Annotated in this window: 14 protein-coding genes; 8 read left to right on the forward strand and 6 right to left on the reverse strand. The window is 71.2% G+C overall.

All coding sequences use genetic code 11. From position 1 onward, the window contains the following. Window positions 1-11: 11 nt before the first annotated feature. A complete protein-coding gene (locus tag ACF1AL_RS31825) occupies window positions 12-1,157 on the reverse strand; it encodes a VOC family protein (protein WP_391778546.1) in 1,146 nt (381 codons plus the stop codon). 136 nt (window positions 1,158-1,293) lie between these two features. Here ACF1AL_RS31825 and ACF1AL_RS31830 point away from each other — a divergent pair, with 136 nt between their 5' ends. After that, window positions 1,294-1,929 (forward strand): TetR/AcrR family transcriptional regulator, encoded by a 636-nt coding sequence (locus ACF1AL_RS31830; RefSeq protein ID WP_386417581.1) that lies wholly within the window; start codon window positions 1,294-1,296, stop codon window positions 1,927-1,929. Window positions 1,930-2,151: 222 nt separating this feature from the next. On the opposite strand, the gene ACF1AL_RS31835 is transcribed toward ACF1AL_RS31830, so the two are convergent. From ACF1AL_RS31835 to ACF1AL_RS31845, 3 genes are all read right to left on the reverse strand, one after another. After that, window positions 2,152-4,464, reverse strand: a complete 2,313-nt coding sequence (locus ACF1AL_RS31835) for an FdhF/YdeP family oxidoreductase (protein ID WP_391778547.1) — start codon at window positions 4,462-4,464, stop codon at window positions 2,152-2,154. A gap of 36 nt (window positions 4,465-4,500) precedes the next feature. Further along, on the reverse strand, window positions 4,501-5,121 hold the full coding sequence (locus ACF1AL_RS31840) for an SRPBCC family protein (protein ID WP_391778659.1): 621 nt from the start codon (window positions 5,119-5,121) through the stop codon (window positions 4,501-4,503). Window positions 5,122-5,613: 492 nt separating this feature from the next. Further along, on the reverse strand, window positions 5,614-6,075 hold the full coding sequence (locus ACF1AL_RS31845; RefSeq protein ID WP_391778548.1) for a hypothetical protein: 462 nt from the start codon (window positions 6,073-6,075) through the stop codon (window positions 5,614-5,616). Window positions 6,076-6,366: 291 nt separating this feature from the next. Between ACF1AL_RS31845 and ACF1AL_RS31850 the strand changes: the two genes are divergently transcribed. The 4 genes from ACF1AL_RS31850 to ACF1AL_RS31865 all read left to right on the forward strand — a co-directional run bounded on the left by ACF1AL_RS31850 (window position 6,367) and on the right by ACF1AL_RS31865 (window position 11,498). Then, window positions 6,367-6,543 carry a hypothetical protein gene (locus ACF1AL_RS31850; RefSeq protein WP_366839763.1) on the forward strand — a complete coding sequence of 59 codons (177 nt, stop codon included), beginning with the start codon at window positions 6,367-6,369 and terminating at the stop codon, window positions 6,541-6,543. Window positions 6,544-6,634: 91 nt separating this feature from the next. Beyond that, entirely contained in the window at window positions 6,635-9,025 is a 2,391-nt protein-coding gene (locus tag ACF1AL_RS31855; protein WP_391778549.1) for a DUF4135 domain-containing protein, read from the forward strand. Window positions 9,026-9,075: 50 nt separating this feature from the next. Beyond that, the gene (locus ACF1AL_RS31860; protein WP_391778550.1) at window positions 9,076-10,206 is read left to right on the forward strand and encodes a hypothetical protein; all 1,131 of its coding nucleotides are present in this window, start codon (window positions 9,076-9,078) and stop codon (window positions 10,204-10,206) included. After that, on the forward strand, window positions 10,203-11,498 hold the full coding sequence (locus ACF1AL_RS31865; RefSeq protein WP_391778551.1) for a JmjC domain-containing protein: 1,296 nt from the start codon (window positions 10,203-10,205) through the stop codon (window positions 11,496-11,498). The genes ACF1AL_RS31860 and ACF1AL_RS31865 overlap by 4 nt, the downstream gene beginning before the upstream one ends. Window positions 11,499-11,719: 221 nt before the next feature. Here ACF1AL_RS31865 and ACF1AL_RS31870 read toward each other — a convergent pair whose 3' ends face one another. Both ACF1AL_RS31870 and ACF1AL_RS31875 read right to left on the reverse strand, forming a co-directional pair. Beyond that, window positions 11,720-13,366 carry an APC family permease gene (locus tag ACF1AL_RS31870; protein WP_391699145.1) on the reverse strand — a complete coding sequence of 549 codons (1,647 nt, stop codon included), beginning with the start codon at window positions 13,364-13,366 and terminating at the stop codon, window positions 11,720-11,722. Window positions 13,367-13,568: 202 nt separating this feature from the next. Continuing rightward, window positions 13,569-14,276: a hypothetical protein gene (locus ACF1AL_RS31875; protein ID WP_391778552.1), complete on the reverse strand. Its 708-nt coding sequence runs from the start codon at window positions 14,274-14,276 to the stop codon at window positions 13,569-13,571. 405 nt (window positions 14,277-14,681) lie between these two features. Between ACF1AL_RS31875 and ACF1AL_RS31880 the strand changes: the two genes are divergently transcribed. From ACF1AL_RS31880 to ACF1AL_RS31890, 3 genes are all read left to right on the forward strand, one after another. Then, window positions 14,682-15,506: a S1 family peptidase gene (locus ACF1AL_RS31880; protein ID WP_391778553.1), complete on the forward strand. Its 825-nt coding sequence runs from the start codon at window positions 14,682-14,684 to the stop codon at window positions 15,504-15,506. Window positions 15,507-15,818: 312 nt separating this feature from the next. After that, on the forward strand, window positions 15,819-16,394 hold the full coding sequence (locus tag ACF1AL_RS31885; RefSeq protein ID WP_391778554.1) for a potassium channel family protein: 576 nt from the start codon (window positions 15,819-15,821) through the stop codon (window positions 16,392-16,394). 80 nt (window positions 16,395-16,474) lie between these two features. Then, window positions 16,475-17,257, forward strand: a complete 783-nt coding sequence (locus tag ACF1AL_RS31890; protein ID WP_391778555.1) for a hypothetical protein — start codon at window positions 16,475-16,477, stop codon at window positions 17,255-17,257. Window positions 17,258-17,372: the final 115 nt, after the last annotated feature.

Consider the following 17,372-nt stretch of genomic DNA (forward strand, 5'->3'; position numbering starts at 1 on the left):
CATGAGGAGGTTCAGGACCTGGCGGCCTTGAGCAGGCCCAGCAGACGCGCCGGGTCCATCTCGTTGTCACCGCGCAGGGCCTGGACGACGTCGCGGATCCGCTGGGGGGAGGGGCCGGCGCCGAGGAAGTCGCGGGTGGCGGGCGGACCCCACTGGGCCAGCCCGCTGGTCGACATCGGGGCCCACCCGGGCTCGACGTCGCAGGAAAAGAGATCCCCGTCGGCGAAGTGCTCCAGCATGAAGCGGTCCGGGTCGCGCCAGTAGTCGAAGAGCTGGCTGCCCTGGATGTGCCGGCCGATGCCCCAGCTGCGCCGGTAGCCGCGCTCCTTGAGGTACTCGCCGCCGGCGGCGATCGAGTCCAGGTCCGTGACCTGGTAAGCGGAGTGGACGTAGCCGGTGCCCGGCCCCAGGTGCATGGCGAGTGTGTGATGGTCGGCCGGCATGCTGCCGAGGTCGCAGCGGATGAACGCCATGACCGGGCCGCGGTCGCGCTGCCCGTCCAGGAACAGGAAGTCGGACACGATCATGCCGAGGGTGTCCAGGTACCAGTTCAGCGCCTGGGCGAACACGCGTGTCTCCAGCACCACATGCCCCAGCCGCTGGATCCGCGACGGCTCGCGCGGTGGGCGCTGCGTGGCGTTCGTACGGCGGTGATCCGTGCCGAAGTTGAGCAGCAGCGGCCGCTGCTCGGGCAGCGCCGGCAACTGCTCGCCGACGTGCACCACCCGCAGCGGGAAACCCGACGGGTCGAGCAGATGGACCGCCTTGCCGCCGCCGGGCGCGTCCGAGTCCCGTACGTCCGAGCCGGTGGCCCGCGCCAGCCGGTCCAGATCGGCCCGCTCCGCCGCGCGGAACGCCGGGCCGACGAAGCGGGACGTATGCCCGCGCCGGATCACCATGCACGGCGTTCCGGCGAAGGTGCCCCGCAGCCACAGCTCACTCTCCGTGCGCGCGGCGACCTGGAAGCCGAAGTCCCGGGCGAAGATCTCGGACCGTTCCAGGTCCGGCTTCTCGAACTCCAGCCAGGCCAGGTCGGCCACCTTGATCACCGGATTGCGGGAGCGGCCGGGATGCTCCCCGCGCCGGGCTCCCTGTTCGCTGTGCAGGTCCTGGTGGGCCGTCTTGACATCGGGTTGGTGGACGGGGGTTTCAGACATGGTGCCCTCCGTGCAGCGCCGCCATAATGAGGAAATCATCAACTTTGACGTTCCTGGTCGTCAAGACGTCCACGGCAAGAAATGATGAATTCATCAGAGGTGCTGTGGTCATCGCCCGCGCGGCTAGACTCTGCGCATGCCTACGTCAGCCCCGCTCAGCAACCGGTTCGAGCGGCGCCGCGCCGAGACCCGACGCGCGCTCATTCGCGCCGCGAGGCAGATACTGGCCGAGACAGGGGACACCAGCGCGAGCATCCAGGCGATCGCGGAGCGCGCGGACGTCGGCTTCGGCTCCTTCTACAACCACTTCGAGTCGAAGACGGAGCTGTTCGAGGCGGCGGTGGTGGACGCCCTCGAGGAATACGGCCAGAGCTTCGACGAGCGCCTGGCCGGGATCGACGACCCGGCGGAGCTCGTCGCGGCCGGTTTCCGGCTCAGCGCACGCATGGCCGACTCCCACCCGGAGCTGATGCAGGTCCTGCGCCGTCGGGGCCTCGGCCACATCCACGCGGACAACGGTCTGACCCGGCGGGCGCTTCGCGACCTTGAGGTCGGCATGGCCTCCGGCCGCTTCACCGCCGTCGATCCGGCCGTCGCCCTGTCCGCCCTGGGCGGCACCCTGCTGTCCCTGGTGGAGCTGAGGTTCGCCCGCCCCGACCTGGACGGCGACGAGGCCGCGCTGAACCTGGCCGAGATGGTTTTGCGCATGCTGGGCGTGCCACCGGACGACGCCCACGAGGTCGCCCGGCGCCCCCTCCCCGACTCCGTCTGAACGCCACCCCTGCACGCGACTGCGGTACTCGTCTCTTCCGGGTCACAGACACGAGTTGCTGTCTCATGAGTCAAGGTCCGCGGGATGGCTCGGAGAGCATGTGGTTCCCACCCACCGCACCGGCCGGGCGGCAGCCACCTCGGTGGCCGAGCGGCGCTGGACGTACGGCGGGGCCCGCTGGCGTCAGCGGGCCCCGCAGGGGTGCGGCGTCGTCGGTCTCGGTCAGACGGGTGCCGGCCGGGATCGGTCGCCCGTGGGTTCGAGGCGGACGACGATGCCCTTCGACGTCGGCTGGTTGCTCACGTCGGCGACGCTGTCGAGCGGCACCAGGACGTTCGTTTCCGGGTAGTAGGCGGCGGCCGAGCCCTTGGCCGCCGGGTAGGACACGACCTGGAAGTTCTCGGCCCGGCGTTCGCTGCCGTCCTCCCAGACGCTCACGAGGTCCACGCGATCGCCCTGGGCGAGGCCGAGTGCGGACAGGTCGGCCGGGTTGACGAGGACGACGTGGCGGCTGCCGTGGATGCCGCGGTAGCGGTCGTTGTTGGTGTAGGGGACGGTGTTCCACTGGTCGTGCGAGCGCAGGGTCTGCAGCAGCAGGTGACCCTCGGGGGCCCGGGGGACCACCCGCTCGTTGCAGGTGAACCGGGCCTTGCCGGTCTCGGTCCTGAACACGCCCTCGTTGACCGGGTTGGGCAGCTGGAAGCCACCCGGACGGGTCACCCGGGCGTTGAAGTCGTGGAAGCCCGGCACGATCCGGGAGATGCTGTCCCGAATGGTGTTGTAGTCGCCCTCGAACTTGGCCCAGGGGATGTCCCCCTTGCCGTCGAGGCTCAGCCGGGCGAGCCGGCACAGGATCGCGACCTCGCTCAGCAGCATGCCCGAGGCCGGTTCGAGCCGTCCCTGGGAGGTGTGCACCTCGCTCATGGAGTTCTCGACGGTGACGAACTGCTCGCCGTCGGCCTGGACATCACGCTCGGTGCGTCCCAGCGTCGGCAGGATCAAGGCGGTCTCGCCGCAGACGGTGTGCGAACGGTTGAGCTTGGTGGAGATGTGAGCGGTCAGCCGGCACGAACGCATCGCCCTCTCGGTGACCTCGCTGTCGGGCGCCGCGCGCACGAAGTTCCCGGCCAGGGCGAGGAAGACCTTGACGCGGCCCTCCAGCATCGCCTTGATCGAATTCACCGAGTCCAGGCCGTGCGCGCGCGGCGGATCGAAGCCGAACTCCTTCTGCAGGGCGTCCAGGAAGGTGTCCGGCATCTGCTCCCAGATGCCCATGGTGCGGTCGCCCTGGACGTTGCTGTGGCCGCGCACCGGGCAGGCACCCGTGCCGGCACGCCCGAGATTGCCGCGCAGCATCAGGAAGTTGACGATCTCCCGGATGGTGGGCACGCCGTGCTTGTGCTGGGTGATGCCCATCGCCCAGCACACGATGACGCGGTCGCTCCGCAGAACCTCGTCGCGGACCTTCTCGATCTCCTCGCGGGTCAGTCCCGTCGCCGCGCGCACGTCGTCCCAGTCGACGGTGCGGGCGTGCCGGGCGAACTCCTCGAAACCGGAGGTGTGGGCGTTGATGAAGTCGTGGTCCAGGACGGTGCCGGGACGCGCGTCCTCCGCCTCCAGCAGCAGCCGGTTCAGCGCTTGGAACAGGGCGAGGTCGCCGCCCGGCTTGATGTGCAGGAAGCGGTCGGCGATCTGGGTGCCCCGTCCGACGACCCCGCGCGGCTTCTGCGGGTTCTTGAAGCGGCGCAGCCCCGCCTCCGGCAGCGGGTTCACCGCCACGATGCGCCCGCCGTTGCGCTTGGCCTCCTCCAGGGCCGAGAGCTGCCGCGGATGATTGCTGCCCGGGTTCTGCCCCACCAGGAAGATCAGGTCCGCGTGGTGGAGGTCGTCGAGGCTCACGGTGCCCTTGCCGACGCCGAGCGTCTCGTTCAGGGCGGAGCCGCTGGACTCGTGACACATGTTGCTGCAGTCGGGCAGGTTGTTGGTGCCGTAGGCGCGGGCGAAGAGCTGGAAGACGAAGGCGGCTTCGTTGCTGGCCCGGCCGGAGGTGTAGAAGACCGCCTCGTCGGGCGAGTCCAGCCCCCGCAGCTCCTGCGCCAGGACGCCCAGGGCGTCGTTCCAGCCGATGGGCTCGTAATGGTCCGATCCGGGCCGTTTGATCATCGGCTCGGTGAGCCGGCCCTGCTGGTTGAGCCACATGTCGGAACGGCCGGCCAGGTCGGACACGCTGTGCTCGCGGAAGAAGTCGGCGGTGATCCGGCGCGTCGTGGCCTCGTCGTTGATGTGCTTGGCGCCGTTCTCGCAGTACTCGTTGCGATGGCGCCGGCCCGGGGCGGGGTCCGCCCACGCGCAGCCGGGGCAGTCGATCCCGCCCACCTGGTTCATAGTGAGCAGGTCCACCCCCGTCTTGCGCGGAGAGGTCTGCTCCAGGGAGTACTCCAGCGCGTGCACGACGGCGGGGACCCCGGCCGCCCACTTCTTCGGCGGTGTCACGGAGAGGGAGGTCTCCGGCTCCTCACCGGGCGGGTTCTGCATTGCTTGGCCTTTCTCTTGCCGTGTGCGGTACGCGGGTCAGCCGACGGGCCACTGGGCGACACGGCTCCTGGGCGGTTCCGGGGTGTCGTGCTGGACACGGCCGTTGCGGATGGTGCCGCGCCAGGCACCACCCTCCTGGCCGAGCCCTTCGATGAAGTGCTTGAAGTTCACCAGTTCGGCCCGCACCAGCCGGGCGGTCAGCCTCGCGACCCTGGACGAGCGGGTGAGGTACTTCGCGGCCCCGCGCGGGAGGAGCAGCAACCGGACCGTGATCGCGGTGCCACCGGACTCCGTGGGCCGGAACTCGACCTCGCCCTGGTGGGTGGGGCGCTGCTCCAGGCCACGCCAGGCCAGGTAGGCGTCGGGGTCCTGTTCCAGGATCTCGACCGAGAAACGGTGGCGCAGGGGACCGTAGCCGATGGTCCACGCGGTTTCGGTGGGCCTGATCTGCTCCACGTCGCGCACCACGGTCGAGAAGCGCGGGAACGTCTTGAACTGCGTCCACTGGTTGTAGGCCGTGCGGACCGGCACCGCGACCTCGACCGTCTCCTCGACGTGCCGCTCGGGCAGCGGACGGCGGCGCGTGGCGCCGTCGCCGTCGGTGCGTGTACCCGGGGCGTTCGGCACGGCCTGCCCGCCGTCGTCTTCGTGGGCCATCATGGTCCTTCTTCCGGTGAGGGAGCCGGGCGTCCGGGCACCCGGTCTCCCCTCGAGGGTCAGGGCATCTCTTACGGTTCCCCGATCCCGGGTTTCGAGTCACCCGACCGCGTCGACGTCCTGGGCGGGCCGATCGCGACACGGGTCCCAGGGCCCGGACCGCGGTCCGGGTGGCCGGCCCGGGACGGGGGAGAGGCCCTGGTCACGGGCTTCTTTCCGTAGCCGGCGGTCACGTCCAGCTTCACCCGTGCCCCGCCCACCCGCCACTCACCGTGCCCCGGCCGGTGGCCGGCGACCGCGCCCGGTTGCCGCATCGCCGTCGCCGGGGTGCCCCGCCGGCCGAGGGAGCCGCTCCGGCCGCGGTAGCGGTCCTGCGGGTGCGAGGAGCTCGGGGGACGGGACGTGCCGCCGACGTGGACGGGGTCGTCGTACCGGCCCTGCTGGGTGATCCGGTCGTGCTCGCCGCGCGGGTCCGCCTGGGGCGGGCGGCTTTCAGTCGTAGAAGAAGAACTCCAGGTCCTCCACGGACCCAGGCCCCGTGAGGAAGCCCTCGGCCTTCGCGATGTCGTCTTCCGGTGGCAGCTCGCCCTTCAGAAGCTGCTTCATCCAGATTTCTCCCTGCTCGCCGACCGCGTAGATGCCGGACAGCAGCTCGGCTATGCCCGCGGGGTGCGGCGGGCGGAGTCCGGCGACCGACTGGAGCTGCCACCCACCTGATCGGGCGGCGAGCCGCAGCACTCCGGCCCAGTTCGCGATTCTGCCGATGCGTACGTGCCACGAGTCCTCGGTGAAGGGGGCCATCCGTCCACCATGGAGAGGGTTGGTGGCGGCCTTGATGTCCTTCATCACCTGCCGTTCCACGGCATCACGTACCCAGCGCCCTTCCTGCGCTTCTTCGATGGCGGCGTCCCACCACCTCAATGCGCCGTCGAGCCGGCCCGCGAACGTGTCCATCCGGCCAGGTTTCCATGTACGAGGCCGCAAGCGTTCACCAGGTGCGCCGATGGGTGGTGCGCCGCCGCTGGTACGGCCGGCCGGTCGCGTCCGTCCCGGAGCACGCTCTCGACCCGTGGCGCCAGGCAGACCCGTGGCGCACGGCGCCGCACGCGCAGTAAGCGAATCGCAACCTGGTCCGCGCTTTCCGCACAGTCGGTAATTGGCGAGAAGTCATCGCCCCCGCCCCTGTTTCCCGCGTCCTCGGCTGCCTAAGCTCGGCCGGGTTGTCGCGGCATCACCGAGTGTCTCTTGACGATCCAGGAGGACCACGTGAACCAGGCCACCACCCACGAAGGCCAGTCCCGCACCGAAGCCCTCGCCTCCGCCGAGGAGGAGCTCGACCTCGTCATCGGCGAGCTGGAGCAGGAGATCCCGGCCCGCTCCGCAGCGACGCCCGGCACCTGTATCCGCGTCTACTGCATCTGACGCCGGCCGCGGCCGCGCAACAGGCCGCCCCGGCACGGCAACCGGGTGCCGTCCCGCCGGCAGCGGGGCGGCACCACGCAGGAAGGACGCCATGACCGAGGTGCTGTGGGAGTCCGTCGCGCCGACCGGTCGGGGCAGTGGCCCGGCGCGCAGTCCTGCCGTCCGCAAGGTGATCGAGGCCGTACGGACGGGCACCGCCGGCCCTTTGTTTCCACCGGTCCTGCGGCCGGTCGAGGACGGCCTGCTCGCCCACGACCGCTTCCCGGCCGGGGAGAAGGACGCCGAACTGCTGGCGGCGGCGCTCGCCACACCCCGCTTCGCCCCGCTCAACGCGCTGCTGGACACCCTCGACGCGTGGTGCCGCCGCACCATCGCACGCACCGCCGCCCGCACCCCCGGGCTGCTCGCACCGGGCGTCCTGGACGTCACCCACGGCGCGCTGTTCGGCCCGCTGGTGAGCGAGGCGTTCACCGCCTGCGCCGCGGGTGCCCCCTGCCCGGCCGAAGAGGAATGCGCCCGCTGGACGGGATTTCTGGAACGGTTCCTGGAACGCCTCGCCCGGGACACCGGCACCTGCGGCGATCCCTCCACCGGCGCCTGCGGCAACCCGTCCACCGGCACCTCCTTTTTCGACCGGCCCTCACTGCGGTTGCCGGTGACGGGCATCGAAGCCCAGGACGGCGAGACCCACAACGGCGGGCGCCGGGTGCTGCGGGTGCGCCTGAGCGGCGGCGGCAGCATCGCCTACAAGCCACGCCCGGCAGGCGGCGAGGTGCTGTTCCTCACCCCGGACACGTCCGTGTTCGCCCTCCTCAACAGCCTGCCGCCCGCGTCCGGCCCCGTCCGTCTGCCCGTGCTGCGCTGCACGCCGGGCACGGGCCCCGACGGACGGCAGTACACCTGGCAGGAGTGGATCGAGCCGCCGGCGCAGTGGGGGGTGATCCGCTCGGCGCCCGACCGGCGGCTGTACGGCACCCGTCTCGGCCGCCGTCAGGCGGAACGGTTCTGGCACCGGGCGGGCTCCCTGGCCGCCGCCGCGTTCCGCTTCGGCATCGCCGACCTCGGCGAGGGCAACCTCCTGGCCGGGACACGGCCCGAGGACCAGGAACCCCTCTTCCACCCGGTCGACCTCGAAATCTTCCTCAAGCCGCTGCCGCGCCTGTACGACACCGGGCTCGTCGCCGACGAGGCCGCCGGGGACCACCATCACCCGGGACTGGAGGACAGAGCCCGCTGGTGCACGGTCGACGGACCGGTGGCCTGCTTCACCGAGACCGCAGACGGAGGCCTACGACTCGTACGGCGACGCCGGCCCTGCACCCGCGGCGGCTCCCGCACCGTCGTCTCCGACACGCATGGCCGCACCGGATACGGGCCCTACCTGCCCTCCTTCCTGCGCGGCATGTTCGACGCGTGGACGCTGATGGCGCGCCACCACGACCGCATCCGCCCCCTCCTCCACGAGACCCCGGCGGACACGTATGTGCGGGTGGTGCTCAAGCCGACGGCTGCGTACACCGAGGCCCTCGCCGACCGGCTCACCGCAACCGCTCCCGGATCCGCCACCGCGTTCGGCCCGGCCGAGACCGCTCAACTCGACGCCGGGGACGTCCCCTACTTCTTCCGCTCCGCGCACGGCGGCCCCCTGCTCCACGTCGCGGAAACGACGCACCTTCCCGTCCCCGGCGACCCGCACCCCGCCTGGCCGCCGTCCGCCGCCGTCGCCGACGACCGCGGCCGCGACCTGGCCGGGCTGGGTGTGGCGCTGCGCGACGCGGTCGCCTACGCCCACGACACGACCGGGCCCGGCACGTTCCACGGCGACGGCGTCCGCGTGCAGGTCACCGACCGGGACAGCGGCGAGGCGAGCTTCACCTGGCCGGCAGCGGGACGGCGGGTCGTCTACAGCTGGGCCGGCGACACGGTGCGGATCCGCACGGAGCCGTTCGTCCGCCCCACCCCGGTACCGGAGGTCCGACGCCGCCTGCTGCGCACCGACCGCATGGACGCGGCACTGCGCGAGCGCTGGGTCGCCTCCGGTTTCGCCGACGAGGAGACCGAGAAGCGGCTGCGTGCCCTCACCGAGGCCGGCATGCGCTGGCTGGCGGACGTCGTGGCGACCCACGGCTGGCCGGGGCATGCCCTCGCCGGCCCGGCGGCCGCGGCCGCCGCCTGCCGGCTCGTCCAGCACGCCGAGGGACCGCTCGGCTTCCAGTACGAGTGCCTGGACCTCGTCGAACAGGCCGCCAGCGACGGCGACCTGCCGTGGCGCCAGGTCGCCTACGTCACCGACGCGCTTCGCGTCCACGAAGGCAGGCCGCAGGTGTACGGGACCAAGTTCCGCATGCGCGAAGGGGAGTTGGAGCCGTGTCCCATCGAACAGCCCGACCGGGTGGACGAACTGCGCCGCAGCCTGGGGATGGAACCGCTCGCCCGCTACGCCGCCCGCCTGCGCCGCCGCTACCAGTCCCCGGCCGGCTGACGGCGGTCTGGGACGACGTCGCCGCCCGGCACTGGCAGCAGGCGCCCGCCGTGCTGCCCGCGCCGGGCGGACCGCAGGCTCTGGACGCCGGCCGCGCGTACGGAGTCATGGTCGAGGCGGCGCACCCCTTCCGGGCCGGCACCCGGTTCCGGGCCCTGCCCGACGTGCGGTTCCTCGTCGAGGGCGGACGCATCCGGACCCCGGGCGACCTGCTGCCCGGCCCCGAGGACGGCACGGCCGAGCAGTACGCCGACCGCCTCGACGCCCGCCTGCGCGGCAACGGCCGGCTGCTCGCCGTGGAGCAGCCGCTGCTGCTCGATCACGCCCTGTGGGCCCAGGTCCGCGACCTGGTCGTACCTTTGTGGGAGCGGATCGGGCACCCGGTGCTGCCGGTCGTCACCGAACTCGCCCTCGGCGGGGGCATCACGGACGACGACGGCCTGCGGCGGGAACCGGTGCACGCGGCCCTCGTCTGGGTGCTGAGCGGCAGCGTCACCGCCGTCCCCGCCCGCGAACAGGACGGACCGACGACGACCGCCCGGGCCGGGGAACTGCTGCACTGGCCGGCGGGACGACCGCACGCCCTGCGATACGGTCCACGGAGCCTCGCGCTGCGGCTGCTGGTGCCGGCCGACACCCGTCTGCTGACCGAGGCCGTCAAGGACGTCGTCGCCGGGATGCTGCACGAGCGGCGCGGCCACGACCAGGTGCCCTACCTGTCGTACCCGCCCCCCGGCACCGAGGCACGGGCGCCCGAGGTGCCCGAACTGGCGGAGACCGGAGCCGGTCTGCGCGAGGTGACCGGTGAGGACCGGCTCGGTCTGGTCCTGCGTGTCCTGTGGGCGCGCCGGGCCAGCGCCGCCGCCCTGGAACCGGCCCCGGCGCCACGGGGCCCGGTCCGCCTGGCTCCCGGCGATCGGGTGCGGCCTGCCTCGCCCGTCGTGCGCATGCCCCTCGACGAGGGCCAGGGGTGGATCTGGGCCGTCGACGGCCACGCCTTCTCCCTGCGCGGCACGCTCGGCGATCGGGTCCTCGACCTGCTGCGGAAGCACGGCGCGTGCACCGTGGCGGACCTGTGCGCCGCGGCCGGGCCCGGCCGCGAGCACCAGGTCGTCGCCCTGCTGGAGAAACTGCACGCCCTGCGGGGCGTGGACACGGTCGGGAGGACGGACACGGCATGAGCGAGGAACCGATCCTGGCGGTCGAGGCGGAGTTCTCCTGGGACACCCTCGTCGAGCGGTACTGGGACCGGCGCCCGGTGCTGTTCCGGTCCGTGACACCGGCGCCCTTCGAAGCGTCGGAGGTGTTCCGGGCCGCCGTGGCCGGCAGCCGCGGCGGGCACGAGGACGGCCGTATGCCACCCAATGTGCAGTTCACCGTCGAACACGTCCAACGCGACGCCCCCGACGGGCTGTTGCCCGCCGGTGAGGACGGCTCCTTCGACGCCTACGACGCACGGCTCGCCGCCCGCCTGGACGGCCGTCGCCACGCCCTGGTGGTCAACGGATTCCACGCCTTCGACCCCGCGCTGTGGTCGCGCGAGCGCACCTTCTTCGACCCGCTGTGGCAGGCCGTCGGCCTGCCGTTGACCGGCGCGATCACCACCCTGTTCCACGGCACGTACGAGCACAGCCCCGTCGGCGTGCACAAGGACCGCTTCGCCACCTTCATGTTCGGCCTGCGCGGCCGCAAGCGGATGCGGTTCTGGCCGCGCAGACCGTGGGACGAGGCCGTGTCCACCAAGACCGACTACGCCCGGCACACACCCACGTCGGTGTACGCCGACGTAGGCCCCGGCGAGCTGCTGTACTGGCCGGCCGACTACTACCACGTCGGCGAGAGCGCCGGCACCGCGCCCGCGACCAGCGTGAACGTCGGCGTCCCCCGGGACGAGCACCACGCGGGCTACGAACTCGATGACCTGCTCGCCGACCTCGACCCGGCCCGGCTCGCGGGCCACGGCGGTCTCGACACGTTGCTGGCCACACCGGACGCCGCCCTGACCGCTACCGGCCCCGGCCGCGGCGGACTGCTCGCGCCCGCGCTCCCCGAGGCGCTCACCACCGCCGTGCACGCCCTGCACGAGTTCGCCGAGCCCGTGGCCATGAGCCGCCGCGTCACCGTGCTCTCCCTGCGCCGCTGGACCGCGGGCGGCTTCGAACCCGTACCGCCCGCCGCCCCTCCCCGCACCCTCCTGGACACCGACCGGCTGCGCGGCGACCGGCACGCGTGCATACGGTGGGCTGCGGACGGACCCGCCGGCACCCTTTGCGCGGCGAACGGCCACGAGACCCACACGCCCCTCGACCACCACGAGCTGACCCGACTGACCGATGCGCTGTCCGGACGCGACCCCGTGCCGGTCGGCGCCTTGCTGACCACCGTCACACCGGGAGAAGGCACGCGACGCGAAGCCACCCGCACACTGCTGGAGGCGCTGGAAAGCTTCCGCGCCGTACACCGGGAACCGTGATCGGCCGGCGGCCCGAGGTGCATGCCCGCAGCCGGATTCCGTGAAAGCGCTGATCTACGCTCACTGCGTGGGCGTGTGCATGCAACACCCTCACCTCATACAAGCCGCATTTCTGGGCCGGTGAGCGCTGGGAAGATGCGACGGTTCGTCCGGCCTGGACTCCGCGCCGCACTCGACGAGTTCAGTGCTCCCTTGTAAGAACGCGGGACCTCTGCTCCGTTTCAGAGGACGTCTTCCTCCTCGGGGACGACGACCTGGTCGACCATGTACTGGATGCGGCTGGCGGGAAGGGCGACCGCCATGGCCCAGTAGTAGATGATCAGGCTGAACACCGCCGTCACGCCGATGTCCCACCACAGCGGGAACCACGGGTGCTTGAGCGGACCGAAGTCGCTCAGATAGACGATCAGTCCCATGCCCACCAGGTAGACCGGTAGCCATTGCGCGGCGCGCAGATCGAGCTGAGGGGTGATGGGGTTCATGTTGAACACCCTGTTGGCGACCAGGATGACGTAACCGATGAGGATGGCGACGCCCAGCTTCCAGTCGGTGGCCCAGCCCGACCAGAGGATCAGCAGGTTGGCGACGATGAAGGCGAGCGGCGACATCACGCTGCCGCCGGGCAGCCGGTAGGGCCGGTGCGCCTCGGGCAGCCGGTTGCGGAACACCCCGAACGACAGGGGGGCGCCGGCGTACATCAGCACACTCGCGCTGGTGATCAGGCCGACCAGGGAACGCCAGCTGGGGAACGGCAGGAAGCAGATGCAGCCGATGATGAACGCTGTGATGAGGCCGACCCACGGAACACCCCGCCGGTTGGTGTTCTCGAAGACGGACGGTACGTAGCCGTTGCGGCTCAGGCCGTAGGAGACCCGCGAGGAGCCCGTGATGTAGATCAGGCCGGTGCCGGCCGGGGAGATCACGGCATCGAGATAGAGAAGAGTGGCGAGCCAGCCCAGACTGATGAGCGTGGCCACCTGTGCGAACGGTCCGCTCAGCGCGGTGAAGGCCGAGTTGGCCCAGTGTCCGCCGATCTGGGAGGCGGGCAGCGCGGCGAGGAAGGTCACCTGCAGCAGGATGTAGATCAGGATGCCGAGGACGATGGACCCGATCACGGCCCGCGGGATGTCCCGTTTCGGGTTGGCGCTCTCGCCGGCGAGCTGGTCGGCCTGTTCGAAGCCCAGCAGGGCGAAGATGATGCCGCTCGTGGAGACGGCGGACAGGATGCCCTTGGCCCCGTACGGATTGAAGCCGTCGGCCGCGGTGAAATTGGCGGTGTGGAACTGCGCGACCGCGAAAACGAAGATCGTGAGCAGCGGGATGCCGACCTTCCACCAGGTCGCGGCGCTGTTGGTGCGGGCCAGCAGCCGGATGCTGAGGAAGTTGATGGCGGTGATGACGGCCATCAGCCCGACTGCGACGGCGATGCCCGGCGGAGTCAGGACGTGCTCACCGCCCTTGATCTTCTCCCAGCCGCTCGCCCAGGAGTAGTGCTGGGCGTAGGTGATCATCGCCAGCACCTCGATGGGTGCCACCGTGGCTGCCTGCAGCCAGGAGAACCAGCCGAACGACGCACCGGCGGCGCCCCCGAAAGCGTAGTGCGGGAAGCGCGCGGTGCCCCCTGAGACCGGGTACATGCCGCCGAGCTCCGCGTGCACCAGCGCAAGGATCAGGATGGCCAGGCCGCCGATGGCCCACGAGATGATCGCTGCCGGTCCGGCGGCCGCCAGGGCGCCTTGTGCGCCGAAGAGCCACCCGGATCCGATGATGGATCCCTCCGACGCCCAGATGAGCCCGATGAAGCCGATCTCACGCTTGAGCCCGGGCTTGTGTGTCCTGGGACCGGGTTTCGCCTCTGACACCGCCATGTCCCACACCCCCTCGACAAGGGTGGTCTGCAAGACCATGCTGCCACGCGGACCCGGCCGGGTCACGCGTCTGACCTGCATCGTCCACGAAGATTCTTGCAGCCACCGCAGAGCCGACCGCACGGCGGGAGTCTGGCAGACGTGGCCCCGACAGTCGGCCGGTCGTGTGGGCCGGGACGGGGATGTCGTTCGAGGCGTTGCCCTACGGGCCGGGGTGGAGAAGATCCCGGGTCAGGGCGAAGGCTGCGGAGGCGGTGGACAGCAGTGCGTTGATCCTTGCCAGGATGCGCGCCGTTCGGTCCGTGTCCTGGGCGTCCACGGCCGAGGCCAGGTCGTCGGCGTACTCCCGGGCTCGGACCGCCTCGTCGGGTGTGGCAGCGTGGGCGTCCGTGCGCAGAGCCTCGATCAGCTGCTGGTGCGGGATGTCGGGCCCGTTCGCCCGGTTGCCGTAGCCGCCGTGGGCGATGGCCTGGGGGCTGTTGACGTTCGCCACGACGAAACCGCCCGACGAGGACGAGATGTGCACTCCTTCGCCTCCTGCCCAGATGAACTTGTTCTCGTACTCGCTCCAGCCCTTGCGGGTCACGCTGTACCCTCCGAACCGCCAGCCACTGACCCTGATCAGCTTGTGCTTGATCGGCTCGGCCAGGACGCGCATGGCGTCCGCCCTGTTCCACCCTCGTTCGGCGAAGTAGTCCGTCATCACCACGCGCGGACCCGGACTTGAGGCCCGTCGGCAGATCTCCCGGAACGCCTCGCCCTGACTCGCCTCCAGTTGGCGGGGTGCGAGCGATGGCGGCGGCAGCCCTCGTCGATGGACGGCCCTGCGGATCGACACGAACAGGCCGTAGATCGCCCAGCCGAGCAAGCCGATCACCACGACCAGCCCGAGTGGCAGCTCCCTGCTCATCACCCTCCCCCGCAATCCCCAAGTCACCGCATGATAGGAGGAGTTCGCGTTCCACGGAATGCGTTCAACCGGCACGGACCGGACTGGGCTGGACGGCCTCGGCCGGCCTTCGCGCTCCGCAGTTGAGACGAGAACGTCAGGGCAACACGAGCTCGCCGTCCCACATCACGAATCTCGGGCACCTTTCTCGCGCTCCTGGACGTCAGCCGAGGTTGGTTTCCGGGCGGGTCCGCGAGGTGCGCGGGGGAGGCCCGGCGCGCCACGAGGCAGCGCGGGCGGCGCGCAGCGGATCGCGCCGACCTGGGGTTTTCCCTACCCCGGACAGCCCCGCTGACGGTATGGATCAGTTCCTCGGCGATGGCGGAGGCTGAGCGGGTCGAAAGCACTCGTCCGATCGGAGAGCACGTGTTCAGCATGAAGTCCTCGCGCCGCATGGTGGCGCGCACCGCCGCGGTGGCCCTGGCGGGAGCGGTGTGCGTCGCCACGACGTCGGGGAGCGCCGAGGCCATCGTCAACGGCAAGGACTCCACGCAGCGGTACCCGTTCATGGTGTCGATCCCGGTGACGGGTGTGGACGACCCCACCTTCAAGGGTGTCTGCGGGGGATCGCTGATCGACTCGAAGTGGTTGCTCACCGCGGCGCACTGCGTGGACCCGAAGCTCGTCACCTTGGACGGCACCGCCCGGATCGGCAGCGCGTGGCGGAACTCGGGGGGCACGGTCCGGTCCGTTGCCAAGACGGTGACCCACCCGCGGTACGAGAACGGTGACAATGCCGGCCCCAACCGCAACGACGTCGCCCTGGTCCGCCTGAACCGCTCGGTCACCGAGAAGCCCATCCGCATCGCCGACCGGCCGGGACGGCCCGGCACGGCGACCCGGATCCTGGGCTTCGGTACCGTCGAAGACGCCCCCGACCTCAACGAATGGGTCTTCCCCGACCGGCTGCAGGAGCTCGACACGCGCAGGGGAGCGGTCTCCGAGTGCGCGCCGGGCTACGCGAGCGACACCCGTCTGTGCACGATCAGCCAGGTGCCGAAGGCCATGGCATGCAACGGCGACTCGGGCGGGCCCCAGCTCCAGCGGGACCGCAGGGGACGTTGGGAACTCATCGGTGTCACCTCGGGCCCGGGCGCCCCGGGCGTACGGTGCAGCGAGGGCCCCGGGCTCTACAGCAGCGCGCCCGCCTACGCCGACTGGATCCACGAGGCAATGATCCGCAACAGCTGACCGTGGTGTTCGCAGTGTTGAAACCGCCCTCGTGTACGTTCTGCCTGGATCTTGGTGTACGCCGGTTCACCTGTTCGGTCCTGGCCGACCGGCCCCTGATCCCGTCGCCGTGGACGCTGGGCAGCATGGGCGAGAGCAACGGGAGCGAGAAGACGTATCACCCAGGCGAGATCGCCAGTGGGTGTTCCGTCGGGGCGGTCGTCGACAAGGTGTCGTTTCCATCGGTGGGGTGCCGGTGGTCCTGATCCACTCCGGGTGGCACGCGCGCGGCTTGTCCTTCCGGGCAGCGATGACCAGGCTGAGGCGGTCGTCATGACGCCCGGTGGCGGCGTCGCGCCGCAGGGCCGGGCCCGGCCCTCCGGCCGCCGGATCGCCTGGACGGTGGTCCGCGTGGTCGGCTCGGTCACCGCGTTGGGGAACCTGTACTACCTCATGCCCCTGGACCAGTCCTCCACGGCAACCACCGTCACCATCCTTCTCGTCGGGCTGGCGGGATTCACTGCCCTCGTCGCCGGCCAGGTCCGCTCGATCCTCCGCTCCGTGACCCCGGGCCTGCGGGCCGTCGAGGCGCTGGCCACCGGCATTCCGTTCTTCCTGCTGCTGTTCGCCGGCACCTACGTGGCGCTGGCAGCGCTGTCACCCGGCAGCTTCGGCGAGCCGCTGTCCCACTCCGACGGGCTCTACTTCACGGTCACCGTGTTCGCCACCGTCGGGTTCGGCGACATCACCGCCAAGAACGAGACGGCCCGGCTGGTGGTCACCGTCCAGATGCTCGCCGACCTGGTGGTCCTCGGTCTGGCCGTGAAGATCATCGTGGGTGCGGTCCAACGTGGCTGGCAGCGGAAGGCGGGACCGGACGGTCCCGAGGCTGGGGATGGGGAACGATGACGACGAGCGGGCAGAGCGGACAGGTGCCGAGGCCTCGGCCGCACCGGGGGCGGCGGCGTGCCGGCCGATCGCTGACGTATGTGGACCACGTGCGTCCCGACGGGGTCGTCGTCCGGTGGGAGTCGCGGAGGCATCGCAAGCACCAGCAGCCCGCCGCTGGGTCGACCTGGTGGGCTCCCGCGGCGCGCGGCTGGTGGATCGCCGTGTTGTTCGCCGTCGGGTCGCTGCTGTTCGCGATGGGGTCGGTGCCCGGCTACAGCGGTGCGGTCGGGTCCCGGTGGGACGCGGTCACCTACTTCGCCGGGTCGCTGTTCTTCACCGCGGCGTCGTTCCTGTCGTACCGCGAGGCGGTCGATGCCGCTCCGCCGGCGGTCAACCCCGCGCATCGGCGCTTGCTGGTCCACCAGCCTCGGCGGATCGACTGGTGGGCCACCGCGGTCCAGCTGGTCGGCACCTTGTACTTCAACGTCAGTACCGGCGTGGCGATGGCGAGCAACCTGTCCGCGACCACCGCCCACCAGCACGTCTGGCGCCCGGACGCGATCGGCTCGGTCTGCTTCCTCGTGTCCAGTTTCCTCGCGTGGTACGAGACCTGTCACGGTTGGGCCGCCTGGCGGCCGGCGTCGTGGTCCTGGTGGATCACGCTGGCCAACCTGGTCGGTTCCCTCGCCTTCGGCGTCTCCGCCGTGGCCGGGTACATCGACCCGGTCACCGGTGAGGTGCACAACGCCACGGGAGCCAACGCGACGACCCTGATCGGCTCGGTCTGCTTCCTGGCCGGCGCCGTCCTGCTGCTGCCCGAACGCACGGAGGAAACCCGCGAACGGGCCGCCGCGGCAGCGGGCGGCGCCCCAGGCCAGTAGGCCAGTGGCTGCCGTACCGGGCACCAGGGGGGGAACGCCCGGTTCTCCCGGACGGGCCGCCAACCCGGCCGCCCACCCGGCCGCGGGCACGATCGCGGACGTGCCCGGGATGGAG

This window comes from Streptomyces sp. NPDC014801 (assembly GCF_043082085.1).
Classification (GTDB): Bacteria; Actinomycetota; Actinomycetes; order Streptomycetales; family Streptomycetaceae; genus Streptomyces.